Source organism: Roseobacter sp. HKCC-CH-9351 (assembly GCF_037830295.1).
Classification (GTDB): Bacteria; Pseudomonadota; Alphaproteobacteria; order Rhodobacterales; family Rhodobacteraceae; genus M30B80.
The window spans coordinates 70638-92316 of the sequence record NZ_JBBLYM010000002.1 but is presented as its reverse complement, the minus strand read 5'-3'; the positions used below and the strand labels follow the sequence as shown (position 1 = coordinate 92316).

The following is a 21679-nucleotide window of genomic DNA, read 5'->3' as shown; positions in this document are numbered from 1 at the left end:
GAGCGGTCAGATGATCCCCGTCACTGGGTTTTCAGGTCAAAAAATCGCTGTTTTGGGCTTGGGCCGTTCGGGTCTTGCCACAGCGCGGGCGCTGCAAGCAGGTGGGGCCATTGCGCTTGTTTGGGATGATGGGCAAGAGGCGCGCACGCGCGCCGAGGCGGATGGGTTTGTGGTCACTGATCTAACAAAGGCAGGCGCTTTTGAGGGCGTGTCGCGCCTGATCACCTCGCCCGGTATCCCCAATCTCTACCCTGCGCCGCATCCCGCAATTTTGGCCGCCTATCGCGCCAATGTGCCTGTTGATAATGATGTAGGCCTGTTTTTCGCGGCGCTTGGTCAGGCGGATTGGGCGCAATTTGACCGCCCCCCACGCGTGGTTGCGGTGACAGGGTCAAACGGAAAATCGACCACCTCGGCGCTAATCGCCCATATTTTGGATGTTGCGGGCGTATCTGTGCAGCTTGCGGGCAATATTGGACGCGGTGTTTTGGATATTGATCCGCCCGAAGATGGGGGGGTGGTCGTGTTGGAATTATCCTCCTACCAAACCGAGCTTGCCCGCGCCCTGACGCCCGATATTGCGGTCTTTACCAACCTGTCAGCGGATCATTTGGATCGTCATGGTGGGATGGGGGGCTATTATGCGGCCAAGCGCAAGCTCTTTGCCGAAGGTGGCCCAGATCGCGCCGTGATCGGGATTGATGAGGTTGAAGGACTGTCCTTGTCCAATCAACTGACCCAAGGGGCAGGGGATGATCGGGTGATCCGCATCTCCTCTGCGCAGAAATTAGACGGCACGAATTGGGATGTCTTTGCACGTAAAGGCTGGCTGTCGGAATGGCGCAAGGGGCGTCAGGTGGCCTCTATTGATTTGCGCGATATCGCGGGGCTTGCAGGCGCGCATAACCATCAAAACGCCTGTGCGGCCTATGCGGTGGCGCGCGCGCTTGGCCTTGCGCCGCGCGTGATCGAGGACGCGTTGCATTCCTTCAAGGGCCTGCCGCATCGCAGTCAGGTTTTGGGCGAACTGCGCGGTGTGCGTTTCGTCAATGACAGCAAGGCCACCAATGCTGATGCCGCCGCCAAGGCGCTTGCCGCTTATCCTGCCATCCGTTGGATTTGTGGCGGGCTTGAGAAAGAGGGCGGGCTTGATGTGGCACGGCCACATTTCGGCTCGGTCAAAAAGGCCTATGTCATCGGGCGCGAAGCTGCAAAATTTGCCTTGAATTTGGGGGATCTTCCCAAAGAGATTTGCACCGATATGGCCGCCGCCGTGGCCCGCGCTGTCGCCGAGGCCGAGCCGGGCGATGTAGTTCTATTGGCCCCTGCCGCCGCTAGTTTTGATCAATACGACAATTTTGAGAAGCGGGGCGATGATTTTGCCGCCCAAGTTGCGCAAGTTCTTGCGCAATCGTAGGGCTGATGCGGCTTTCTCTGGCTTTCGGGGATAAATTTCGCTAATTTGCCAATGAGACCCGAAAAATCGGGCGGTTGAGGTAGTATCGGGCGGTATACCCCATGACAGAAATGGCGCATGGCACAGTTCTTGTGCAATCAGGCGAAGCGGTTTTGCCCCGTTGGTGGCGCACCGTTGATCGCGGCACAATAGGCTGCATTTTGGCACTTTTTGCGATTGGCCTGTTATTGGGCTTTGCCGCATCGCCACCTTTGGCCGAACGCAATGGTCACCCGCCCTTTCACTATGTAACACGCCAAGCCATCTTTGGCGGTGCGGCGTTGATCGGGATGCTGTTAGTGTCGATGCTGCCGCCGCTCATGCTACGCCGCTTTGCGGTGGTGGGGTTTGGTGGCGCGTTTCTATCCCTTGCGGCGCTGCCGATTTTTGGCACTGATTTTGGGCAAGGCGCTGTGCGGTGGTATTCGCTTGGGTTTGCTTCGGTGCAGCCATCTGAATTTCTAAAACCCCTCTACATTGTCACAGTCGCTTGGATGGTCGCCGCAAGCCAAGAATTGGCAGGCCCGCCAGGCAAGCGCCTGTCCTTTGGATTGACCATTCTCATTGTTGGCATTTTGGTGATGCAGCCTGATTTCGGTCAGGCGGCCCTGATCTTGATGGGGTGGTGCGTGATCTATTTCGTTGCAGGTGCGCCCATTATTCTCATGGTCAGCGTTGTGGCGCTTGCAGGGGTCGGGGGCATCTTTGCCTATCATGCCTCCGAGCATTTTGCGCGCCGTATTGATGGGTTCCTAAGCGCCGAAGTGGCGCCAAACACCCAGCTTGCTTATGCGGCCAATGCAATCCGTGAAGGTGGGTTTTTTGGCGCAGGCTTGGGCGAGGGTGCCGTGAAATGGACATTGCCTGACGCGCATACCGATTTCATTATTGCGGTCGCTGCCGAAGAATATGGTGTGATCCTTGTGTTGATCATCATCGCCCTCTTCGCGGCAATCGCCTTTCGCAGTTTCCTGCGTTTGCTCAAAGAACGCGATCCGTTCATCCGCCTTGCAGGCACGGGTCTTGTGACCATGTTCGCGCTACAGGCCTTTATCAATATGGGCGTGGCGGTGCGGCTTTTGCCTGCAAAGGGCATGACGTTGCCCTTTGTGTCCTATGGCGGCTCTTCTATCCTTGCAACAGGTCTTGCGATGGGGATGATTTTGGCCTTTACCCGTGCGCGGCCACAGGGTGATTTGGCCGATATCTTTAGCAAACGGGGGCGTTGATCCGATGGGGACTGGAGGCGCGCGTCACGCTATCATCGCGGCAGGGGGAACGGGGGGGCATATGTTCCCCGCCCAAGCTTTGGCCGAGGCCTTGGTGCGGCAGGGGTGGCAGGTGACGCTTTCGACAGATGCGCGCGGCGCGCGCTATGCGGGGGGATTTCCCCATGTGGTGTCTATGCAAACAGTGACGGCGGCCACATTCGCCCAAGGGGGGCTGGCCGATAAACTTAAGGCGCCCTTTAAAATCTTGGGGGGTATTCTATCGGCCTTGCTGCTGCAGCGCCGCCTTCAGCCCGATATTGTTATAGGCTTTGGTGGTTATCCGACCATTCCCGCATTGGCCGCGGCGTGGATTGCGCGGCGTCCGCGGGCCTTGCATGAGCAAAATGGCGTCCTTGGTCGCGTCAATCATCTGTTTGCGCGGCGCGTGGATCGGGTGGCCTGTGGCACATGGCCCACGCGCCTGCCTGAGGGCACACAGGCGGATCATATCGGCAACCCTGTGCGGACTGCGGTGATGGCGCGCGCAGGCGCCGTTTATACACCGCCCGGCGATTGGCCCCTGTCACTTGTGATCATCGGTGGCAGCCAAGGCGCGCGTATCCTGTCTGAAATTGTGCCAAATGCGGTGGCGAAACTGCCCAAAGGAATTTTGGCGCGCTTGCGCGTGGCCCAACAGGCCCGCCCCGAGGATATTGATCGCGTCATCCGTGCCTATGATTTTTTGGGTGTCACCGCCGAGGTGCAGCCGTTTTTCGATGATATCCCTCGCCGGATCGCGGAGGCGCAATTGGTAATCAGCCGCGCAGGCGCGTCCTCGGTTGCGGATATTTCGGTCATTGGGCGGCCTGCGATTTTCATCCCCTTTGCTGCCGCCACCGCAGATCATCAAACCGCCAATGCCGGCCCTATGGTCGCCGCAGGGGCAAGCCTTGCGATTGCGGAACATGAGCTGAACGCCGACAGCCTATCAGAAGCCATGCTTGAGGTTTTGGCCGACCCCGCACAGGCCCAAGCCATGGCAAATGCCGCGCTTGCGCAATCCGTGCCAGATGCCACCATTCGTCTTGTTGCGATGGTCGAGGAAATTGCAGCGAAAGGAAGATCATGAACGCCGCCGCCACAAAACTGCCCACACAGCTTGGGCCGATCCATTTCACAGGCATTGGCGGCATTGGCATGTCGGGTATTGCTGAGGTGCTGTTGAACCACGGCTATGCGGTGCAAGGATCTGACCTGAAGGAAAGCAAGATCACCGAACGTCTTGCGGCATTGGGTGCGCGGATCTTTATCGGGCAGGCGGCAGAAAATTTGGACGGGGCCGAGGTGGTTGTGATCTCCTCCGCCATCAAACCGGGCAATCCTGAATTTGACGCAGCGCGCGCGCGGGGCTTGCCGATGGTGCGCCGTGCCGAGATGTTGGCCGAATTGATGCGCCTGCGCTCGAATGTGGCGATTGCAGGCACGCATGGCAAAACCACCACCACCACCCTTGTGGCGACCCTGCTCGATGCGGGCGGCATTGACCCCACTGTGATCAATGGCGGCATCATCCACGCTTATGGCTCAAACGCCCGCGTGGGCCAAGGCGAATGGATGGTGGTCGAGGCCGATGAATCGGATGGCACCTTCAACCGCCTGCCCGCCACCATCGCCATCGTCACCAATATCGACCCCGAACATATGGAACATTGGGGCGCGATCGAAAATCTGCGCAAAGGCTTTTACGATTTCGTCTCGAATATCCCCTTTTACGGGCTCGCGGTCTGCTGCACCGACCATGCCGAGGTGCAGGCACTGGTTGGGCGCGTCACGGATCGCCGCGTGGTGACATATGGGTTCAACGCGCAGGCCGATGTGCGCGCGGTGGGCTTGCATTACGTCAAGGGTGTCGCGCATTTTGACATCGCACTGCGCGGCGAGGATCGGGTGATTGCAGGCTGCACCCTGCCTATGCCCGGCGATCACAATGTGTCAAACGCGCTGGCCGCCGTTGCCGTGGCGCGCCATTTGGGCATGAAATCGGATGAAATCCGCGCGGCCCTTGCGGGCTTCAAGGGGGTTAACCGCCGCTTCACCAAATTGGGCGAGGTGGATGGCATCACCATCATTGATGATTACGGCCACCACCCCGTGGAAATCGCGGCCGTTTTGCGCGCCGCAAGGCAGGCCAGCGAGGGGCGCGTGATCGCGGTGCATCAACCCCATCGCTATACGCGCCTCTCCTCCCTGTTCGAGGATTTTTGCAGCTGCTTTAACGATGCTGATGTGGTGGGCATTGCCGAGGTTTACGCCGCAGGCGAGGCGCCCATTGCGGGCGCATCCCGCGATGATCTGGTCGCGGGCCTCACTCGCCACGGCCACCGCAACGCGCATGTAGTCGACAGCGAAGACGCGCTCGAGGCGCTTGTGCGCGCCGAGGCCAAATCAGGCGATATCGTGGTCTGCCTCGGCGCAGGCACGATCAGCGCATGGGCGCATGGCCTTGTGGGGCGGTTGCAGAAATAGGTTTTCTATTTAGGTCTGAATTAGGCTACTCTTGACTCGGGTAACGGTGCCAGGGGTTTGGCTGCATGAAAGCGAAAGATATTCAATCGGCAGATGATCTGAGGGCTTGGTTGAAGGGCCTGCCTGAGGAGCAGGCATTGCGGGTAGCGCCGCTGATTGCTTGCCGCGCGGCCATGCGAGTTTTGCCTTTTTGGGCGCGGTCAAAACAAGATGATCTGGCTGCTTTACCTGTTTTTTGGTGCAGTCTATCAGGCGTTGCTTCACATGAGAATCGCGCCACGATTATAAAGTTTGGGCGTAGAGCCTCCCAACCCACCGCCGCCGACTCCTCCTCCGTTGCCTTGGTCGCCTACGCCGCTCCCACCCCTCGGGCCGTGCGCCACAAAACCCTTGACGGGGAAACGAGATGGCCCACCCCTCGGGCTGTGCGCAACAAAACCCTAAAGGGCGCGCAAACTCCTACCTCTCTGCCAAAACCCTTGCGCGGGGGAATCGCAACCGCTACTTCCCCTATATGACCCAAAGCCTTCCAATCCCGCGCGGCACTTTGACCCCAGATCGCCCTTTGGCGGATCTGACTTGGCTGCGCGTGGGTGGGCCTGCGGAGTATCTGTTTCAGCCTGCGGATCCTGACGATCTGCAATCCTTCCTTGCCGCGCTTGATCCCGCCATTCCTGTTTTTCCCATCGGTGTCGGCTCCAACCTCATCATCCGCGATGGTGGGATGCGCGGTGTGGTGATCCGTTTGGGGCGCGGGTTTAACGATATTCGCATCGAAGGGGATCAGGTCATTGCAGGGGCGGCGGCGCTTGATGCCCGTGTCGCGCGGCGCGCGGGCGAGGCGGGGTTAGACCTGACCTTTCTGCGCACCATTCCTGGCACCATCGGCGGGGCCTGCCGCATGAATGCGGGCTGCTATGGGGCCTATGTGGCGGATCATTTGACCACGGCCCGCGCGGTGACGCGGGCGGGCAGGGTGGTCACGCTTGCCCCTGATGATTTCCAATTCGCCTATCGCCAGACGGGGCTTGACCCCGATCTGATCTTGATCGAGGCGCGGTTCACCGCGCCGCGCGCCAAACCCGATGAACTGGCCGCCAAGATGGACGACCAACTGGCGCGCCGCGATGCCAGCCAACCGACCAAAGACCGCACGGCAGGCTCGACCTTTCGCAACCCTGCGGGGTTTTCCTCGACTGGGCGCGCCGATGACAGCCACGAGATGAAAGCGTGGAAGCTGATCGAGGATGCAGGTCTGCGCGGGCATCGTCTGGGCGGCGCGGTGATGAATGAGAAACATCCCAACTTCCTGACCAATGCAGGCGGGGCCACCGCCAAGGAATTGGAAGATTTGGGCGAATATGTGCGAAAAAAGGTTTTCCAAAACAGCGGATTGCAGCTAGAGTGGGAAATTATGCGCGTGGGTGGTCCGTAACAGATCGTGAGCGCGCCAATAACAGCCCGCCGCATAGATGCGGGCAACGCGGTGGCCAAGGGGCGCAAAGACCCTGAAGGCCGATTGAGGCAAGAGGCAAGATTTGGGCGGTTCTGCTGCAAAAGCATCCCCCCGTATTGCGTTATTGATGGGTGGCCCCTCGGCAGAGCGCGAGGTGTCTCTTTCATCGGGGCGCGAATGTGCCAAGGCACTGGCGGGCGAAGGCTATGAGGTGATCGAGGTCGATGCAGGCCCCGATTTGGCTATGCGTCTGTCTGAAATTTCCCCTGATGTTGTGTTCAACGCGCTTCATGGCCGCTTTGGCGAAGATGGCGTGGTGCAAGGCATGTTGGAGTGGATGCGTCTGCCCTACACCCATTCGGGCGTTTTGGCCTCTGCGCTTGCCATGGATAAACAGCGCACCAAAGATGTGTTGCGCGCCGCGAACCTGCCCGTCATGGACAGCCAGATCGTGGCGCGGGACGATGTCGCGCGCGCCCATGTGATGCCACCGCCATATGTGGTAAAGCCCAATAACGAGGGCAGTTCGGTCGGGGTGTATCTGGTGATGGACGGGGCCAATAGCCCCCCCGTGCTTGGCCCTGAGATGCCAGATCAGGTGATGGTGGAAACCTATGCGCCCGGTCGTGAATTGACCACCACAGTGATGGGGGATCGCGCCCTTGGCGTGACCGAGATTATCACGACAGGGTGGTATGATTACGATGCGAAATACAAGCCCGGCGGGTCGCGTCATGTGATCCCTGCTGATATTCCCGCTGAGATTACGCAAGCCTGCCTTGATATGGCCATTGCCGCGCATCGCGCGCTGGGTCTGCGGGGGGTCTCGCGCAGCGATTTCCGTTGGGACGATACGCGCGGCTTGGCTGGTTTGGTGATGCTTGAGGTCAATACGCAACCCGGCATGACCCCAACCTCACTGGCACCCGAACAGGCGCAGGCCGCAGGGATCAGTTTCGGCGCTCTGTGTCGTTGGATGGTGGAGGATGCCTCATGCGACCGCTAGGCCCCGCGCAGCGCCCAAGCGCGCCGCAACATAGCGCAAGCGCCTCAAGCCCGCGCCAAAAGCGCGACCCCGCCCCATCGGTGATGGCCTATCGTTTTCAGCGCCTTTGGCTGACGCCCGTCTTTCGCGTTTTTATGCGCTATGGTCTGCCTTTGATCATCATCGTTGGGGGCAGCGCCGCCTATCTGTCGAACCCGCGCAATATGGATCAGCTGACCGCGCAGGTGGAAGATCTGCGCCGCACCATTGAGGCGCGCCCAGAATTTCGAGTGACGCTGTTGTCAGTGAATGGTGCAAGTCCCGCTTTGGCGGATGAAATCCGCGGGCGTTTGTCGCTTGATTTCCCGCTCTCCTCCTTCGATCTCGATTTGCCCCAAATAAAGGCGCAGATCGAAGAAATGCCCGCAGTGCGCAACGCCCAACTGCGCATCGCAGCAGATGGGGTCTTGCAATTGGATATTGAGGAGCGGCTGCCTGAATTGATCTGGCAAACGCGCGAGGCGTTCTTGTTGATTGATGGCGATGGCGTGGTCATTGATGATTTGATCAGCCGACCCATTTCGCAGGCCTTACCGTTGATCGGCGGGGAAGGGGCGGATCTTGCCGCGCGCGAGGCCTTGAACCTTGTGCGTATCGCGGCCCCTTTGGCCGATCAGTTGCGCGGTTTCGTGCGTGTGGGCGAGCGGCGCTGGGATGTCATCCTTTCTGATGGGCGCAAGATTATGCTGCCCGAGGAAAATGCCAGTTTTGTCTTAGATCGGGTGATCGCCTTGGATCAGGCGCAGGATATCCTGAGCCGTGATATCCTCAGTATAGATATGCGCAGGCCAGACCGGCCCACATTACGCCTCAGCGCAGGGGCCAAAGATAATTTCGACATGTTGCGTGGTCATTTGGTGGTGAGTGGAGAACGGCAAGGATGATGAACAATCTGTATCATATGCAGCGCGCAATGCGCGCCAAACGCCAAGAGGCTCTTAAGCGCGGTGTCATGGCGGTTTTGGATGTGGGCAGTTATAAAATCTCCTGCCTCGTGCTGCGGTTTGATGAGACGGGCATGGCCTATTCCACAGATCGCCAAGCGGCCCTTGCGGGGCAGTCTGCCTTTCGGGTGATTGGCATGGGCACAACGCGCTCGCGCGGTGTGCGTTTTGGCGAGATCGACACGGTTCAAGAAACCGAACGCGCCATTCGCACCGCAGTCCAGACCGCGCAAAAAATGGCCCATACCCGCGTGGATCACGTCATGGTGGCTTTTGCAGGGGCGCGTCCACGCTCCTATGGCATGGCGGGCGAGACGATTGTTCAAGACAAGACTGTGCAAGATGATGATGTGGCCCGCGCCTTGGCCAGTTGTGATTTGCCTGATTTGGGCGAAGGACGCGAGGTTTTGCACGCTCAGCCTGTCAATTTCTCATTGGATCATCGCACAGGCCTATCCGACCCCCGTGGTCAGGTTGGCGAACGTTTGGCGGTGGATATGCATCTTCTGTCGGTCGAGGCCAATGCCATTGAGGCGCTGCTCTACTGCGTGAAACGCTGTGATTTGGAACTCGCAGGTCTGGCCTCTTCGCCCTATGTGGCGGGGGTGTCGAGCCTTGTCGAGGATGAACAGGAATTGGGCGCGGCTTGTGTGGATATGGGCGGCGGTGCCACGGGCCTGTCTATTTTCATGAAAAAGCATATGATCTATGCCGATACCGTGCGCATGGGCGGGGATCATGTCACCTCGGATATTTCGCAGGCGTTGCAAATTCCCATGACCCATGCAGAGCGGATCAAGACCCGCTTTGGGGGGCTTGTTGCCACGGGCATGGATGATCGCGAAATGATCGAATTGCAGGGCAATACAGGCGATTGGAATTACGACCGCCGTCATGTCAGCCGTGCGGAATTGATCGGTGTGATGCGCCCGCGCGTTGAGGAAATCCTTGAAGAGGTGCGCGCCCGCCTTGATGCCGCAGGGTTTGATCATCTGCCCAGTCAGCGCATTGTTTTGACAGGTGGGGGAAGTCAGGTGCCGGGTCTTGATGGTTTGGCTTCACGCATTTTGGGCAATCAGGTGCGGCTTGGCCGCCCGATGCGGGTGCAAGGTTTGCCGCAATCGGCCTGTGGCCCCGCGTTTTCAACATCGGTTGGTCTGTCGCTGTTTGCGGCCTTTCCACAAGATGAATGGTGGGATTTCGACATTCCCGCCGAAAGCTATCAAGCCCGCTCGCTGAAGCGCGCGGTGCGTTGGTTCCGCGACAATTGGTGAGAAACCGCCCCGCTTGAAGCGTCAAACCCTAGCGAAATTGCCCCCTCGCACCTCAGAATGCGGGGGGTGTCGGCAAGATCACGCCGAAGGTCACAGATAAGCCACTCTATTTTGTGGTAAATTCGCAATTTTCTGATGACGCGGCGCAGATTTATCGTTACTGTGATCCAAAAGAAACACGAGGCAGTCAAACCCCAAGATATCTGGCGCAAGATCAGATCAGGGACGACAAAACAGGTGGACCGAGCAGATGACCTTGAACCTTTCCATGCCCGACACAGGGACAGAGCTAAAACCACGGATCACCGTTTTCGGTGTGGGTGGCGCAGGCGGCAATGCCGTGAACAACATGATTGAGCAGGCCCTTGATGGCTGCGAATTCGTTGTCGCGAATACCGATGCCCAAGCCTTGCAGCAATCCAAAGCACCGCAGCGCATCCAGATCGGTGCGCGCGTGACCGAGGGTCTTGGGGCAGGGGCGCGCCCTTCTGTTGGGGCAAGCGCGGCAGAAGAATCCATCGAAGAGATCGTGGATCAATTGGCAGGCTCACATATGTGCTTCATCACCGCGGGCATGGGCGGTGGCACAGGCACGGGTGCGGCGCCAATCATCGCGCAAGCGGCGCGTGAACTGGGCGTTTTGACAGTGGGTGTGGTGACAAAGCCCTTCCAATTCGAAGGCGCTAAGCGGATGCGCCAAGCCGAAGAGGGCATTGAGCAGCTGCAAAAGGTTGTTGATACGCTGATCATCATTCCGAACCAAAACCTGTTCCGTTTGGCCAATGAGAAAACTACCTTCACCGAAGCCTTCGCGATGGCGGATGATGTTCTCTATCAGGGCGTCAAAGGTGTGACGGATCTGATGGTGCGTCCGGGCCTGATCAACCTTGACTTCGCGGATGTGCGCGCCGTCATGAACGAGATGGGCAAGGCCATGATGGGCACGGGCGAAGCCGAAGGCGAAACACGCGCCATTCAGGCCGCTGAAAAGGCCATCGCCAACCCACTCTTGGATGAAATCAGCCTCAAAGGTGCAAAAGGCGTCTTGATCAATATCACAGGCGGCTATGATCTGACCCTGTTTGAATTAGACGAGGCCGCAAATCGCATTCGTGAAGAGGTTGACCCTGACGCGAATATCATCGTCGGCTCGACCCTTGATACCTCGATGGAAGGTCGGATGCGTGTGTCTGTTGTGGCAACAGGTATCGATGTTTCTGAAATGCAGATGTATCAGCCAGAGCGCAGCTACACAGCCGCGCCTCAGCCTGTTGCAGAAGTTGTTGAAGAACAGCCTGCACCTGCCGAAGAATTCGCAGCAGATCAATCGCCTGAGCCGTTCTTGTTCGATGATCTTGAGCTTGAAGTTACCTCTAAGCCCGCCCCTATGATGGAGGTGGATCACAACGAGGTTCCCGCGCCTGTGTATGACAGCGCGATGAGCAGCCCCGCCCCTGTCGCGGCTGACCCTGAGCCTGTTGATGAACAAGAAGCGGCCAGCTTTACCGCCCCGATGCGTCCTGCAGCAGGCACGCCAAGCCCGCAGGCCTTGGATCGTCTGAAAAATGCAATCGCAACGCATAATGCAACGACAGCACGCCCAACTGCGCCGCGCCCCGTATTGGCGGAGAAACCCGCCGCGCCCCGCCGTGCCTTTGGGATTAATTCGCTGCTTGAGCGGATGACGGGTCAAAGCAACACAGACGCCCCCGTGAATCGCAGTCGCCCTGACCTCAGCGCGCAGCATCAGCCGATGATGGAGGATGACGCAGTCGACCCAGAGCAGGAGCGCATCGAAGTTCCTGCATTCCTGCGCCGCCAAGCGAATTAAATTTTCGAAAATATGACACCGAAAAGGCCGATCTTGTGTCGGCCTTTTCCGTTTTTAATCAAATGATTAGATGAGTATCCTGTGGTCTTTGGCAAGATTCTGCCGATGCGTTTTTGCATTGTTGCAGAGAGTCACAAAGCTTGAATTGTCTCGCCCCCGCTCAGTTTGTATCACAGACTTGCAGTCAGATGGGGTAGCTGTATTGGGGGCGCCCACGATTGTGGGCACATGACGACAGAAAGGTTTGCTGTGCAAGCAACGCTGAAAAAATCTGCAAGGTTCAAAGGTGTAGGCCTTCATGGGGGAAAGCCTGTTACCTTGACCATCCATCCAAGCGTGGCCGATAGCGGCATTTGGTTCAATCGGGTGGATGTGCGCGATGCTGATCCGCTGATCCCCGCGCGCTATGATGCGGTTCCAGAAAGCCGCCTTTGCACAAAGATTTGCAACGCTGATGGGGTTTCCGTTTCGACCATTGAACATTTGATGGCGGCACTGGCGGGCTGTGGTATCCACAATGCGCGTGTCGATATTGATGCCGAGGAAGTGCCCATTTTGGATGGCTCGGCGGTTGAATTTGTGCGCGGCCTTCTTGCAGCGGGTATCGCGCCGCAAGATCGCCCCATCTATGCGATTGAAATCCTGAAGAAAGTGACTGTGCGTGATGGCGATAGCGAAGCATCGCTTTCGCCTGCCTCGCATCTGACAATGGCGTTTTCGATTGATTTCCCTGACCCCGCGATTGGGGTGCAGCATCGCCACGCGGATTTGGCCAATGGGCGTTTCGTGCGCGAACTCTGTGACAGCCGCACATTCTGTCGCCAATCCGATGTTGAGGCGATGTGGAATGCGGGTCTGGCCCTTGGTGGATCCTATGACAACGCTGTGGTTGTGGATGGTGATGATGTGCTGTCCCCCGGTGGTTTCCGTCATGCGGATGAGGCTGTGCGCCACAAAATGCTTGATGCTCTTGGTGACTTGGCCTTGGCAGGCAATCCGATCCTTGGCCATTACGAAGGCGTGCGTGCAGGCCATATGTTGACCAATCGCCTCCTGCGCGCGCTATTTGCGATGCCTGATGCGATGCGTTCGGTGCAATGTGACGCCAAGACGGCCGCCCATTTGCCCGGCATGGGGGTTGGCCAACATGATTTGGCGCATGTTGCCTGAGGCAATCTGACGTTTTGCCCTTCCGATTAATGTGCTAACACCCTAGGAATAAGATACCCAAGATTTGGGGTTGGGCGGATTTCTACAGGGTATATAGATGAACGACACGTCACGCGCGCATGGATTTTCACGAAAGCTTGGGCTTGGTCTGCTGATCCTGTCGCTTGGGGTGACGGCCTGTGGCCCGCGCGCCGATGGTGAGCCGCGCCGTGGTCTCTTTGAGCCGCGTGTGGTGGAACAGCCCCTTGAGGCCCTGACCGCCGAAGAAATTTACAACCGGGCCGAGTTTGAGCTTGAAAATAACGATGATCCAGAGGCAGCCGCGCCTTTGTTCCTAGAGGTTGAACGCCTGCATCCCTATTCGGAATGGGCCAAGCGCGGGTTGATCATGGCCGCCTTTAGCCATCACGAGGCGCGCCAATACGAAGAGGCGCGGGTTGCCGCACAGCGCTTTATCGAATTTTACCCTTCCGATGATGATGCCGCCTATGCGCAATATCTTTTGGCGTTGAGCTATTATGATCAGATTGAACAGGTAGGCCGTGACCAAGGTTTGACCTTTCAAGCCCTGCAAGCCTTGCGCGCGGTGATCGAACTTTACCCTGATAGCGAATTCGCCAATTCCGCCGCTTTGAAATTCGATTTGGCTTTTGATCATTTGGCAGCAAAAGAAATGGAAATTGGCCGCTACTATCTTGAGCGCCAACATTACATGGCGGCAATCAACCGCTTTCGTGTCGTTGTCGAAGAGTTCCAAACAACATCGCACACGCCTGAGGCGCTAATGCGCTTGGTTGAGACCTATCTTTCTTTGGGTCTGACGGATGAGGCGCAAACCGCGGGCGCGATATTGGGCTATAACTTCCAATCTTCGCCCTTCTACGAAGATGCTTATCGTCAATTGCAGGGGCAGGGCCTCGAGCCTGAACCGCAAGGCGAGGGTTGGTTGCGCGGCATTTGGAACAACACGATCCGTGGGGCGTGGCTCTAGGTCACTGAACGGGGGCATGGCCGATGCTGCGGCATCTCGAAATTCGCGATCTTCTGTTGATTGATCATCTCAGCCTTGAGTTTCAGGCGGGGTTGAATGTTTTGACGGGGGAAACAGGCGCGGGGAAATCCATTCTTCTTGACGCGCTTGGCTTTGTCTTGGGCTGGCGCGGCCGTGCCGATTTGGTGCGCCAAGGTGCAGAACAGGGCGAGGTATTCGCCGTATTTGATCTGCCCATGGATCACCCTGTTCAGGCGATTTTGGTGGAGGCGGGTCTGCCCTCTGGCCCTGAATTGATCTTGCGCCGTATCAACACCCAAGACGGGCGCAAGACCGCATGGGTGAATGATCGCCGCGCAAGCGGTGATGTTCTGCGCGCCCTGTCGGATGTTTTGGTCGAATTGCACGGCCAGCATGATGATCGCGGTCTGCTTGACCCGCGCGGACATCGTGCGCTGCTCGATGAGTTCGGCGGCCATGGCGATGATTTGGCAGCGTTGAGCGCGCTGTGGCGGGCGCGTAGCAAGGCCGCATCCGCCCATAAAGCGGCGCTAGACGATCTCGAAAAAATTCGCGCTGAGGAAGATTTCCTGCGCCACGCTGTGGCCGAGTTCGAATCCCTTGCCCCCGTAGCGGGTGAGGAAGATGCGCTTGATGCCAAGCGCCGCCTTATGCAAGGGGCCGAGCGGTTGCGTGAAGATGTGGCGCGGCTTGTCGCCACTTTGTCGGATCAGGGGGCAGAGGGGCAGATCGGCGATGCGCTGCGCCTTGTGGCTGGGTTGTCGGATCGTAGCGATGGCGCCTTGGACGAGGCACTGGCCGCCCTAGAGCGCGCCAATCTCGAATTGGGCGAAGCGCAACGCGTTGTGGGCGATTTTGCAGATCGTTTGATTTTCAATCCGCAGGATTTGGAAGAAACAGAAGATCGCCTTTTTGCCATGCGGGCTTTGGCCCGCAAACACGGCGTTCTATGTGATGCCTTGCCAGAGATGTGGCAGGATTTGCAAACCCGCCTGAGTGCGATTGAAGGGGGGGATGCGCATTTGGCAGCCCTTGCCGCCGCCGAGGCTACCGCAGATCAGGCCTATCAAACGGCAGCCGCCGCCTTGCGCAGTAAGCGTGAGGCAGTGGCGCGCGCCCTTGATGCGGCGATGGCGGAGGAACTGGCCCCGTTGAAAATGGAACGCGCGGTCTTCACCACCGCGCTTACTGATGCCCCAGCAGGGCCAGAGGGGATTGATGCCGTGACCTTCACTGTGGCCACCAATCCTGGCGCGCCTGCAGGGCCCTTGAACAAGATCGCCTCGGGCGGGGAATTGTCACGGTTCCTCTTAGCGTTAAAGGTGTGCCTCACGCGTCAAGAATCTGATATAACAATGATTTTTGATGAAATAGACCGCGGTGTTGGAGGGGCGACCGCCGATGCCGTAGGGCGCCGTTTGGCCGCGTTGGCGCAAGGGGGGCAGGTCTTGGTTGTGACCCACAGCCCGCAGGTTGCGGCCTTTGGCGCGCATCATTGGCGCGTCTCAAAGGCGGTTGAAAATGAGACCACACTCAGCACCGTGACGCCGCTTGATGCCGATGCCCGTGTCGATGAGATTGCGCGCATGATTTCTGGGGATGTGATTACAGACGCCGCGCGCGAGGCGGCGCGTGCCTTGGTGTTCCAGGCTCAGCGTTAGCGCGCTGCCCGCGTGCCAAGCCCCGCGCGCATCAAGATTTGGCGCACAGGTTTAACCGAGTAGAAACTGTTCAGCGCCTTCATCCGCAAATCGCGCAAGCCTTGATCATCGGCCATCGAGGCGCGATTGAGCGCATCCACCCCTGCCACGCGGGCGGCAATCTCGGCATGGCGTGCGCGTTCATAGTTTTGCAACATGGCAGCCTCACCCAATCGGTCAGGCGCGGCCTTGGCCAGATCAAGCAGGGTCGCCATATCGGCAAGGCTCATATTGAGGCCCTGCGCGCCAATCGGGGGAACCACATGCGCGGCCTCGGCCACCAAGGCCAGACGCTCGCCTGTCAGGCGATGCGCCACTTGTGAAATGATCGGCCAGATTGTGCGCTGTGAAATCAGACGCAACGGCCCATAAAGCTCGGCAGAGCGCGTGCGCATTTCATCCTCAAACGCGGGTTGGGGGAGGGCATAGAGGCGTTCTGCCTCTGGCCCGCGCTCCATCCAAACCACGGCGGAGGAGGGTTTGCCTTCGTAATCTGGCAACGGCACAAGGGTAAATGGCCCGCCCGAGCGATGCACCTCGGTCGAGATATTATCATGCGGGTGGTCATGGCTGACGGCAAAGGCTAAGGCCTTTTGACCATAGCGCAAGGTCGTCACAGGAATGCCCGCCGCCTTACGCATGGGAGAATTGCGCCCGTCTGCCGCAATCACCAAACGGGCCCGCACACGGGTGCCATCGGTGAGGGTGACGCGCGCCTCTGCGCTGCGGGTGAGTAAGGATTTTGTGCCAACGCCCGCCCGAAAGGTGACATGATCCAATTCAGAAATCCGTGCCAAACCTTCACGGCGCAACAGCCAATTGGGCAGGTTCCACCCAAATGGCAAATCCGAGATATCGCTTGCGTTGAAATCATGCGCGCTGCGCGCCACGGCCTCGACCCCGCCCGCGTCCACGATGCGCATGATCTGCAAGGGCATTGCATGCGGTGCAAAATGCCGCCACATCCCCGCCTGATCGAGAAAGTCGCGCGAGGGCTGTAAAAACGCGGTGCTGCGCAGATCGGAACCTTCTGCATCGCGGGTGGTAATCGGCGCGCTTGGGTCTACGCAAAGAACGGAAAAACCTGCCGCACCAAAGGCAGAGGCGGCAATCAGCCCTGCAATGCCACCACCCGAAATCAGAATATCTGTGTCGATCATATCGCTCATGGTCTCTTAAATAGGCCGCACCCTGCCGCGCGTCCAAGCGTCATTTTCGCGCGGCCCATCGTGCCGCCCGCGGATCCATCACCCGCCGCCAAAGCGGCGGCACCGTTGCCAAGGCGGCCATGACAGGAAGGCTGTAGGGCAAGCGCGGGTGATCTGGAGCATAGCTCAGTTCCACATAGCTGCGGGTGGGATTGAGGTGGTGGTCTGAATGCAGCGGCGCGGCCAAGAGCATTTTGGTGCTGAAGGGGCGCGGTGCGTTCCAGCTGTCTTGCGCAGATTGCGGCGCGGGGCGGCCATCTGCGCCAATGGCGCGGCGCAGCCCGTAATGTTGGATGTAATCGGATAACATCACTTGGATATGGAAGAGGGCGGCCACCAACAGATATGCGGTCAAAGCCAAACCACCCCCTGCGGCGAAGGCATAGATCAGGAACAGCGCCGCAAGCGCGATATGCCACGGATAGGGATGCGCCCATGTGACACCGCCACGGCGCACAGTCTCGCGGGCAAGTGCCCCGTGAAAGGAGCCCCACCATGCCCGCGGAAGATAAGCCCAAAACCCAAGCCCAAGCACGGGGCTATTTGGATCGTGCGCAGTTGCAACATGGGGGTGATGGATCAACAAATGGGCCGAGGCGTGATGCCCCATCCCAAGGCTTGCATAAAGACCATGCCCCAAGCGCCGCGCGGCACGGCTGGGGTGGTGGATCAATTCATGCGCATTGGGGTGTGTGATCTGTCCTACAAATGACGCAAGTGCAAGGGTGAAGATCAGGGACGCAAGCCCTCCCCTTGCACCACAAAAGGCAGGGCAAGGATAAGACCAATATGACCGATCCCCAAAATCCATTGCAGGGCCAGTGCACCATGTCGGTTGGGGCGCGCAGATACGCCGCTTGGGCGAGAGAGCTGCGGACTGAGATGGTCAACCAGGCCCGCCACCACAGTCAGCACAATCAGTGCAAACAGCCCAAATGGGCCTCGCGCGAAAACCTCAAGCCACAATAGCCCAAAAGGCAGCAGCGTTGCGCCTGCGAATAGAACAATGGGCGGAAGTTTCATTCCCGCAAAACCCCGTCTGTGATCTGGCCAAATCAAGTGCTGAAAACTTACCCGCACGGGCCAATCAGTGCAAAGCCTTTGCAATGCCCCGCGCGGCGTATTAGGGGAAGAGCAGGAAGGTAAAAGGCGGTTTTTGAGCGAATGTCATTTTTCAAGAAAATGAAAGAGCGGCTCTTTAAGTCTTCGTCCAAGATTGACGAAGGCTTAGAGGCTTTGGTGGCCGAAGGCGCCACTGATGATACGGCCCCTGAGATAGTCGAAGAAACTGCCGAAGCAGCCGAGCGCGTAAGTGAGGGGCAGAAGGCACCAGAGCCAGAACCTGCGCTAGAACCTGAACCACAAGCCGAGCCAGAGCCAGAGCAAAGCCAAGACCCTGAGGGTGCCCCTGAGGATGCTGCAGAACCTGCCGCGGTGGAAGAACCGCACCCTCAACCAGTCGCCCGCCCCGCCATTGAGGGCGCGAAGGCCGAGGCGGCGAAAGCACCTAAATCTGCTCCCGAACCTGTAGCGAAGCCAAGCCTGTTGCTCCGCTTGGTGGGGGGGGGCGCTACGCCCGTTGCTAAGCGCGTGATTGATGATGAGATGATCGAGGAATTGGAAGAAATCCTCATCAGCGCAGATTTGGGGGTGGAAACCGCCCTTGCGCTTTCGTCAAATCTGGCCTCCGAACATTTTGGCCGCCGCATGAGCGTGGCCGAGATCAAAGCGGCGCTTGCCCGCGATGTGGCCCGCGTTATGGAAGCAGTGGCCAAGCCGATGCCGATTTACCCCAAGCGGCCGCAGGTGGTGTTGGTGGTTGGTGTGAACGGGTCTGGCAAGACCACAACCATCGGTAAATTGGCCAGTCAATTCAAAGCTGCGGGGAAATCCGTTGTCATTGCTGCCTGCGATACATTTCGTGCGGCAGCGGTAGAGCAGTTGGAGATTTGGGGCAATCGCGCGGGCGTGCCTGTGCTGCGTGCCGAAACGGGGGGCGATCCCGCGGCCTTGGCCTTTGATGCAATGGCACGGGCCGAAGCCGATGGGGCCGATTTGCTGCTTATTGATACGGCGGGGCGGTTACAGAACCGCGCGGATTTGATGGAAGAATTGGCCAAAATCGTGCGGGTGATCCGCAAAAAAGACCCTGATGCGCCGCATAACACACTGTTGGTTCTTGATGCGACCACGGGCCAAAACGCGCTCAGACAGGTCGAAGAATTCCGTAAGATATCGGATGTCAGCGGGCTTATCATGACCAAGCTTGATGGCACGGCCAAGGGCGGTATCCTTGTGGCATTGGCCGATAAATTTGGCCTGCCCATTCACGCCATTGGTTTGGGCGAGCAGATTGACGACCTCGCCCCTTTTGATCCCGAAGAATTTGCAAACGCGCTTATGGGGTTGGAGAGAAATGCGTAACAGGGTGGAGGGTCGCCCTTGGGGGATCTGATCATCGTCCTTGAGGGCACGGCGGCGGGCGAACAATTGGCCCTGATCTTGGCCTTATGCGCGGCGCTGCTGCATGCGACTTTCGGCGCGTTGCAAAAGGGGCGGCATGACCCCCTGTTGTCACGCGGTGCGATTGATGCGGCGATGGTGGTTTTGGCAGGGCCTGTTGCCCTGTTCATCGTGCCATGGCCCGAGCCGCATATGTGGCCGATTTTTGCGGGCATGTTCATCATCCATGCAGGCTATAAATGGGCGGTGCTGTCGGCCTATCGGCGTGGCGCCTATACGGTGGTTTATCCCGTGATGCGGGGCACAGGCCCGCTCTTTACTGTGATCGGGGCGGGCATCTTGTTTGGCGAGGTCTTTACCCTTGGCCAATGGATCGGGGTGGGCGTTTTGATCACGGGGCTTTATGGGCTTGCTGCCTATAATATCGCCACGGTGACGATTGACCGCGAAACGCTGATCCCCGCCTTGGGATTTGCAGTGCTGACAGGGTTATTTGTGGCGCTTTACACCAATTATGATGCCTATGGCATTCGCGCCACCGCCGACCCTTTTACCTTTCTGGCATGGTTTTTCTTTATTGATGGCTTTGCTATGCCTGGTTTTGCCTATGTCGCGTGGCGGCGTATGGCAAACCCACCTGCGCCCTCAGGGCTGGCTTTGCGCGGGGTCATCGGGGCCTTGGTGGCATTCGGATCTTTCGGGTCGGTCATGTTGGCCACGCGCCTTGATCATGTGGGCGAGGCGGCCGTGCTGCGCGAGACATCCACCGTGTTTGCCGCGCTGATTGGTTGGATTTTCCTCAAGGAAACCGTTGGCCCGCGGCGTTTGGCCCTTATGGGGTTGATTGCAGCGGGCGCGGTGATAGTTGAGGCAGCAGGCTAGAAAAGGAACAGACCTATGCAAAACGGAAAACCCATCGCGCCATGGTTGAAAACCACGCTAGAGCTTGGGCCTGTTCTGGGGTTTTTCGTTCTGTATCTGTGGATCAAAGACCAGACCTTCACCATTGCGGGGGTGGAGTATTCGGGCTTCATCATGGCGACCGCGCTGTTCATCCCTGTGATTGGGGCGGCAATCGCGGCCCTTTGGTATCTGACAGGGCATATCTCACGCATGCAGATATTCACCTTGGTTATGGTCGTGTTCTTTGGGGGGCTGACCATCTGGTTCAATGACGAGCGGTTTTTCAAGATGAAAACCACGCTTGTTTACGCAGTGTTTGCGGCCTTGTTGGGGATTGGCCTTCTGCGCGGGCAAAGCTGGCTGAAGGTGTTGATGGGTGAATTTCTTAAGATGCGGGATGAAGGTTGGATGATCATCACCCGCCGTCTGACAGCCGTTTTCGCCGCAATGGCGGTTGCCAATGAGATCGTCTGGCGCAATTTTTCGGAACAGTTTTGGGTAACCTTTGAAACCTTCGCGCTGCCCGCTTTTTTGTTCGTGGCCTTTATGGCGCAAGCCAAGGTGATTGAGCGCTTCAGCGAGCCTTCGGACGAGGCTTAAACCCGCCCCGTTTGGCCGTCCCACAATCGCGCGTGGGGGGCGCAGATTTTTTGGGCGGCGCTTTGCGCAGCTTTCCCGTTTTGGGGCCAGTTTTGGCCTTCGCGTGCCCCTCAACCCGCACTTCTAGGCCCAGTTGATCCGCCAAGACGCGCGGTTTGATCTCTTCAACCTCGCCCGCTTTGAGTTCGCCCAAGCGAAACGGGCCGTAAGAGATGCGGATCAGCCGGTTTACCTCAAAACCAATCGCCTCCATCGCACGGCGAATTTCGCGGTTCTTTCCCTCGCGCAGGCCAATGGTGAGCCATGCATTGGCCCCTTGTTGGCGATCCAGTGAGACGCTCATGGGTTGAAATGTCTCGCCCTCGATGCTCAGGCCCTTGCGCAGAGGGGCAAAGGCCTCGTCATTGGGTTTTCCCTTAATGCGCACGCGATATTTGCGAAGCCATCCCGTAGAAGGCAATTCAAGTTTGCGCTTTAGGCCGCCATCATTCGTCAATAAAAGCAGACCTTCGGAATTCAGGTCGAGCCGCCCCACGGACATCACCCGTGGTAGTGTATCTGGCAAAGCGTCAAAGACGGTCTTGCGCCCCTTTTCATCCGCGGCGCTTGTGATCAGCCCCGCAGGTTTGTGATAGAGCCACAGGCGCGGGGCGGCGATCTCGGGCAGGGGGGTGTTGTCCACCTCAATGCGATCTTGCGCGGTCACATTTAGGGCAGGGCTGTCGATGAATTTGCCATTCACGCTGACGCGACCCTCGGCAATCATCCGCTCTGCCTCGCGGCGCGAGGCAATCCCTGCGCGGGACAGGCGTTTGGCGATCCGCTCGCCCTGTGGTGTGCTTGTGTTCATGTGCCCTCCCTAAGGGTTTGGCTTCTGCTT

General features: G+C 58.5%; 19 protein-coding genes. 15 read left to right on the top strand and 4 right to left on the bottom strand.

What is annotated here, in order from left to right; genetic code table 11:
• The first annotated feature begins 10 nt into the window (after positions 1-10).
• The 12 genes from murD to recN all read left to right on the top strand — a co-directional run bounded on the left by murD (position 11) and on the right by recN (position 15586).
• Complete coding sequence (gene murD / locus AAC632_RS10655) at positions 11-1417, top strand: UDP-N-acetylmuramoyl-L-alanine--D-glutamate ligase (protein WP_340298862.1); 1407 nt, start codon at positions 11-13, stop codon at positions 1415-1417.
• A gap of 101 nt (positions 1418-1518) precedes the next feature.
• Positions 1519-2685 carry a peptidoglycan glycosyltransferase FtsW gene (locus AAC632_RS10650; RefSeq protein WP_340298861.1) on the top strand — a complete coding sequence of 389 codons (1167 nt, stop codon included), beginning with the start codon at positions 1519-1521 and terminating at the stop codon, positions 2683-2685.
• A gap of 4 nt (positions 2686-2689) precedes the next feature.
• Positions 2690-3796, top strand: coding sequence for a UDP-N-acetylglucosamine--N-acetylmuramyl-(pentapeptide) pyrophosphoryl-undecaprenol N-acetylglucosamine transferase (locus tag AAC632_RS10645; protein ID WP_340298860.1), 1107 nt, complete (start codon positions 2690-2692; stop codon positions 3794-3796).
• Positions 3793-5193, top strand: coding sequence for a UDP-N-acetylmuramate--L-alanine ligase (gene murC / locus AAC632_RS10640; RefSeq protein WP_340298859.1), 1401 nt, complete (start codon positions 3793-3795; stop codon positions 5191-5193). Before AAC632_RS10645 ends, murC begins: the two co-directional genes overlap by 4 nt.
• A 514-nt stretch (positions 5194-5707) precedes the next feature.
• Entirely contained in the window at positions 5708-6628 is a 921-nt protein-coding gene (gene murB / locus AAC632_RS10635) for a UDP-N-acetylmuramate dehydrogenase (RefSeq protein WP_340298939.1), read from the top strand.
• A gap of 148 nt (positions 6629-6776) precedes the next feature.
• Positions 6777-7655, top strand: a complete 879-nt coding sequence (locus tag AAC632_RS10630) for a D-alanine--D-alanine ligase (RefSeq protein ID WP_445322613.1) — start codon at positions 6777-6779, stop codon at positions 7653-7655.
• Positions 7643-8578, top strand: a complete 936-nt coding sequence (locus tag AAC632_RS10625) for a cell division protein FtsQ/DivIB (protein WP_340298858.1) — start codon at positions 7643-7645, stop codon at positions 8576-8578. Before AAC632_RS10630 ends, AAC632_RS10625 begins: the two co-directional genes overlap by 13 nt.
• Positions 8578-9912 carry a cell division protein FtsA gene (ftsA, locus tag AAC632_RS10620; protein ID WP_340298937.1) on the top strand — a complete coding sequence of 445 codons (1335 nt, stop codon included), beginning with the start codon at positions 8578-8580 and terminating at the stop codon, positions 9910-9912. The genes AAC632_RS10625 and ftsA overlap by 1 nt, the downstream gene beginning before the upstream one ends.
• Positions 9913-10162: 250 nt before the next feature.
• Positions 10163-11743, top strand: a complete 1581-nt coding sequence (gene ftsZ / locus AAC632_RS10615; RefSeq protein ID WP_340298857.1) for a cell division protein FtsZ — start codon at positions 10163-10165, stop codon at positions 11741-11743.
• 249 nt (positions 11744-11992) lie between these two features.
• On the top strand, positions 11993-12913 hold the full coding sequence (gene lpxC, locus AAC632_RS10610) for a UDP-3-O-acyl-N-acetylglucosamine deacetylase (RefSeq protein WP_340298936.1): 921 nt from the start codon (positions 11993-11995) through the stop codon (positions 12911-12913).
• Between the two features lie 97 nt (positions 12914-13010).
• Entirely contained in the window at positions 13011-13904 is an 894-nt protein-coding gene (locus AAC632_RS10605) for an outer membrane protein assembly factor BamD (protein WP_340298856.1), read from the top strand.
• Between the two features lie 23 nt (positions 13905-13927).
• The gene (recN, locus tag AAC632_RS10600) at positions 13928-15586 is read left to right on the top strand and encodes a DNA repair protein RecN (RefSeq protein WP_340298855.1); all 1659 of its coding nucleotides are present in this window, start codon (positions 13928-13930) and stop codon (positions 15584-15586) included.
• Here recN and AAC632_RS10595 read toward each other — a convergent pair.
• From AAC632_RS10595 to AAC632_RS10585, 3 genes are read right to left on the bottom strand one after another with little or no spacing between them, the layout of a single operon-like run.
• A complete protein-coding gene (locus AAC632_RS10595) occupies positions 15583-16794 on the bottom strand; it encodes a UbiH/UbiF family hydroxylase (RefSeq protein ID WP_445322675.1) in 1212 nt (403 codons plus the stop codon). The two genes, recN and AAC632_RS10595, sit on opposite strands and share 4 nt — an antisense overlap.
• A gap of 40 nt (positions 16795-16834) precedes the next feature.
• On the bottom strand, positions 16835-17644 hold the full coding sequence (locus tag AAC632_RS10590; protein WP_340298854.1) for an alkane 1-monooxygenase: 810 nt from the start codon (positions 17642-17644) through the stop codon (positions 16835-16837).
• A complete protein-coding gene (locus AAC632_RS10585) occupies positions 17566-17856 on the bottom strand; it encodes a hypothetical protein (RefSeq protein WP_340298853.1) in 291 nt (96 codons plus the stop codon). The genes AAC632_RS10590 and AAC632_RS10585 overlap by 79 nt, the downstream gene beginning before the upstream one ends.
• 141 nt (positions 17857-17997) lie before the next feature.
• Between AAC632_RS10585 and ftsY the strand changes: the two genes are divergently transcribed.
• Genes ftsY through AAC632_RS10570 form a run of 3 tightly spaced genes read left to right on the top strand, consistent with a single transcriptional unit; the run spans position 17998 to position 20799 of the window.
• Positions 17998-19257, top strand: a complete 1260-nt coding sequence (gene ftsY, locus AAC632_RS10580; RefSeq protein ID WP_340298852.1) for a signal recognition particle-docking protein FtsY — start codon at positions 17998-18000, stop codon at positions 19255-19257.
• An 18-nt stretch (positions 19258-19275) separates the two neighbouring features.
• The gene (locus tag AAC632_RS10575; protein WP_340298851.1) at positions 19276-20178 is read left to right on the top strand and encodes an EamA family transporter; all 903 of its coding nucleotides are present in this window, start codon (positions 19276-19278) and stop codon (positions 20176-20178) included.
• A 15-nt stretch (positions 20179-20193) separates the two neighbouring features.
• Complete coding sequence (locus AAC632_RS10570) at positions 20194-20799, top strand: inner membrane-spanning protein YciB (RefSeq protein ID WP_340298850.1); 606 nt, start codon at positions 20194-20196, stop codon at positions 20797-20799.
• Here AAC632_RS10570 and AAC632_RS10565 read toward each other — a convergent pair.
• Complete coding sequence (locus AAC632_RS10565; RefSeq protein WP_340298849.1) at positions 20774-21649, bottom strand: pseudouridine synthase; 876 nt, start codon at positions 21647-21649, stop codon at positions 20774-20776. The genes AAC632_RS10570 and AAC632_RS10565 overlap by 26 nt on opposite strands.
• Positions 21650-21679 lie beyond the last annotated feature (30 nt).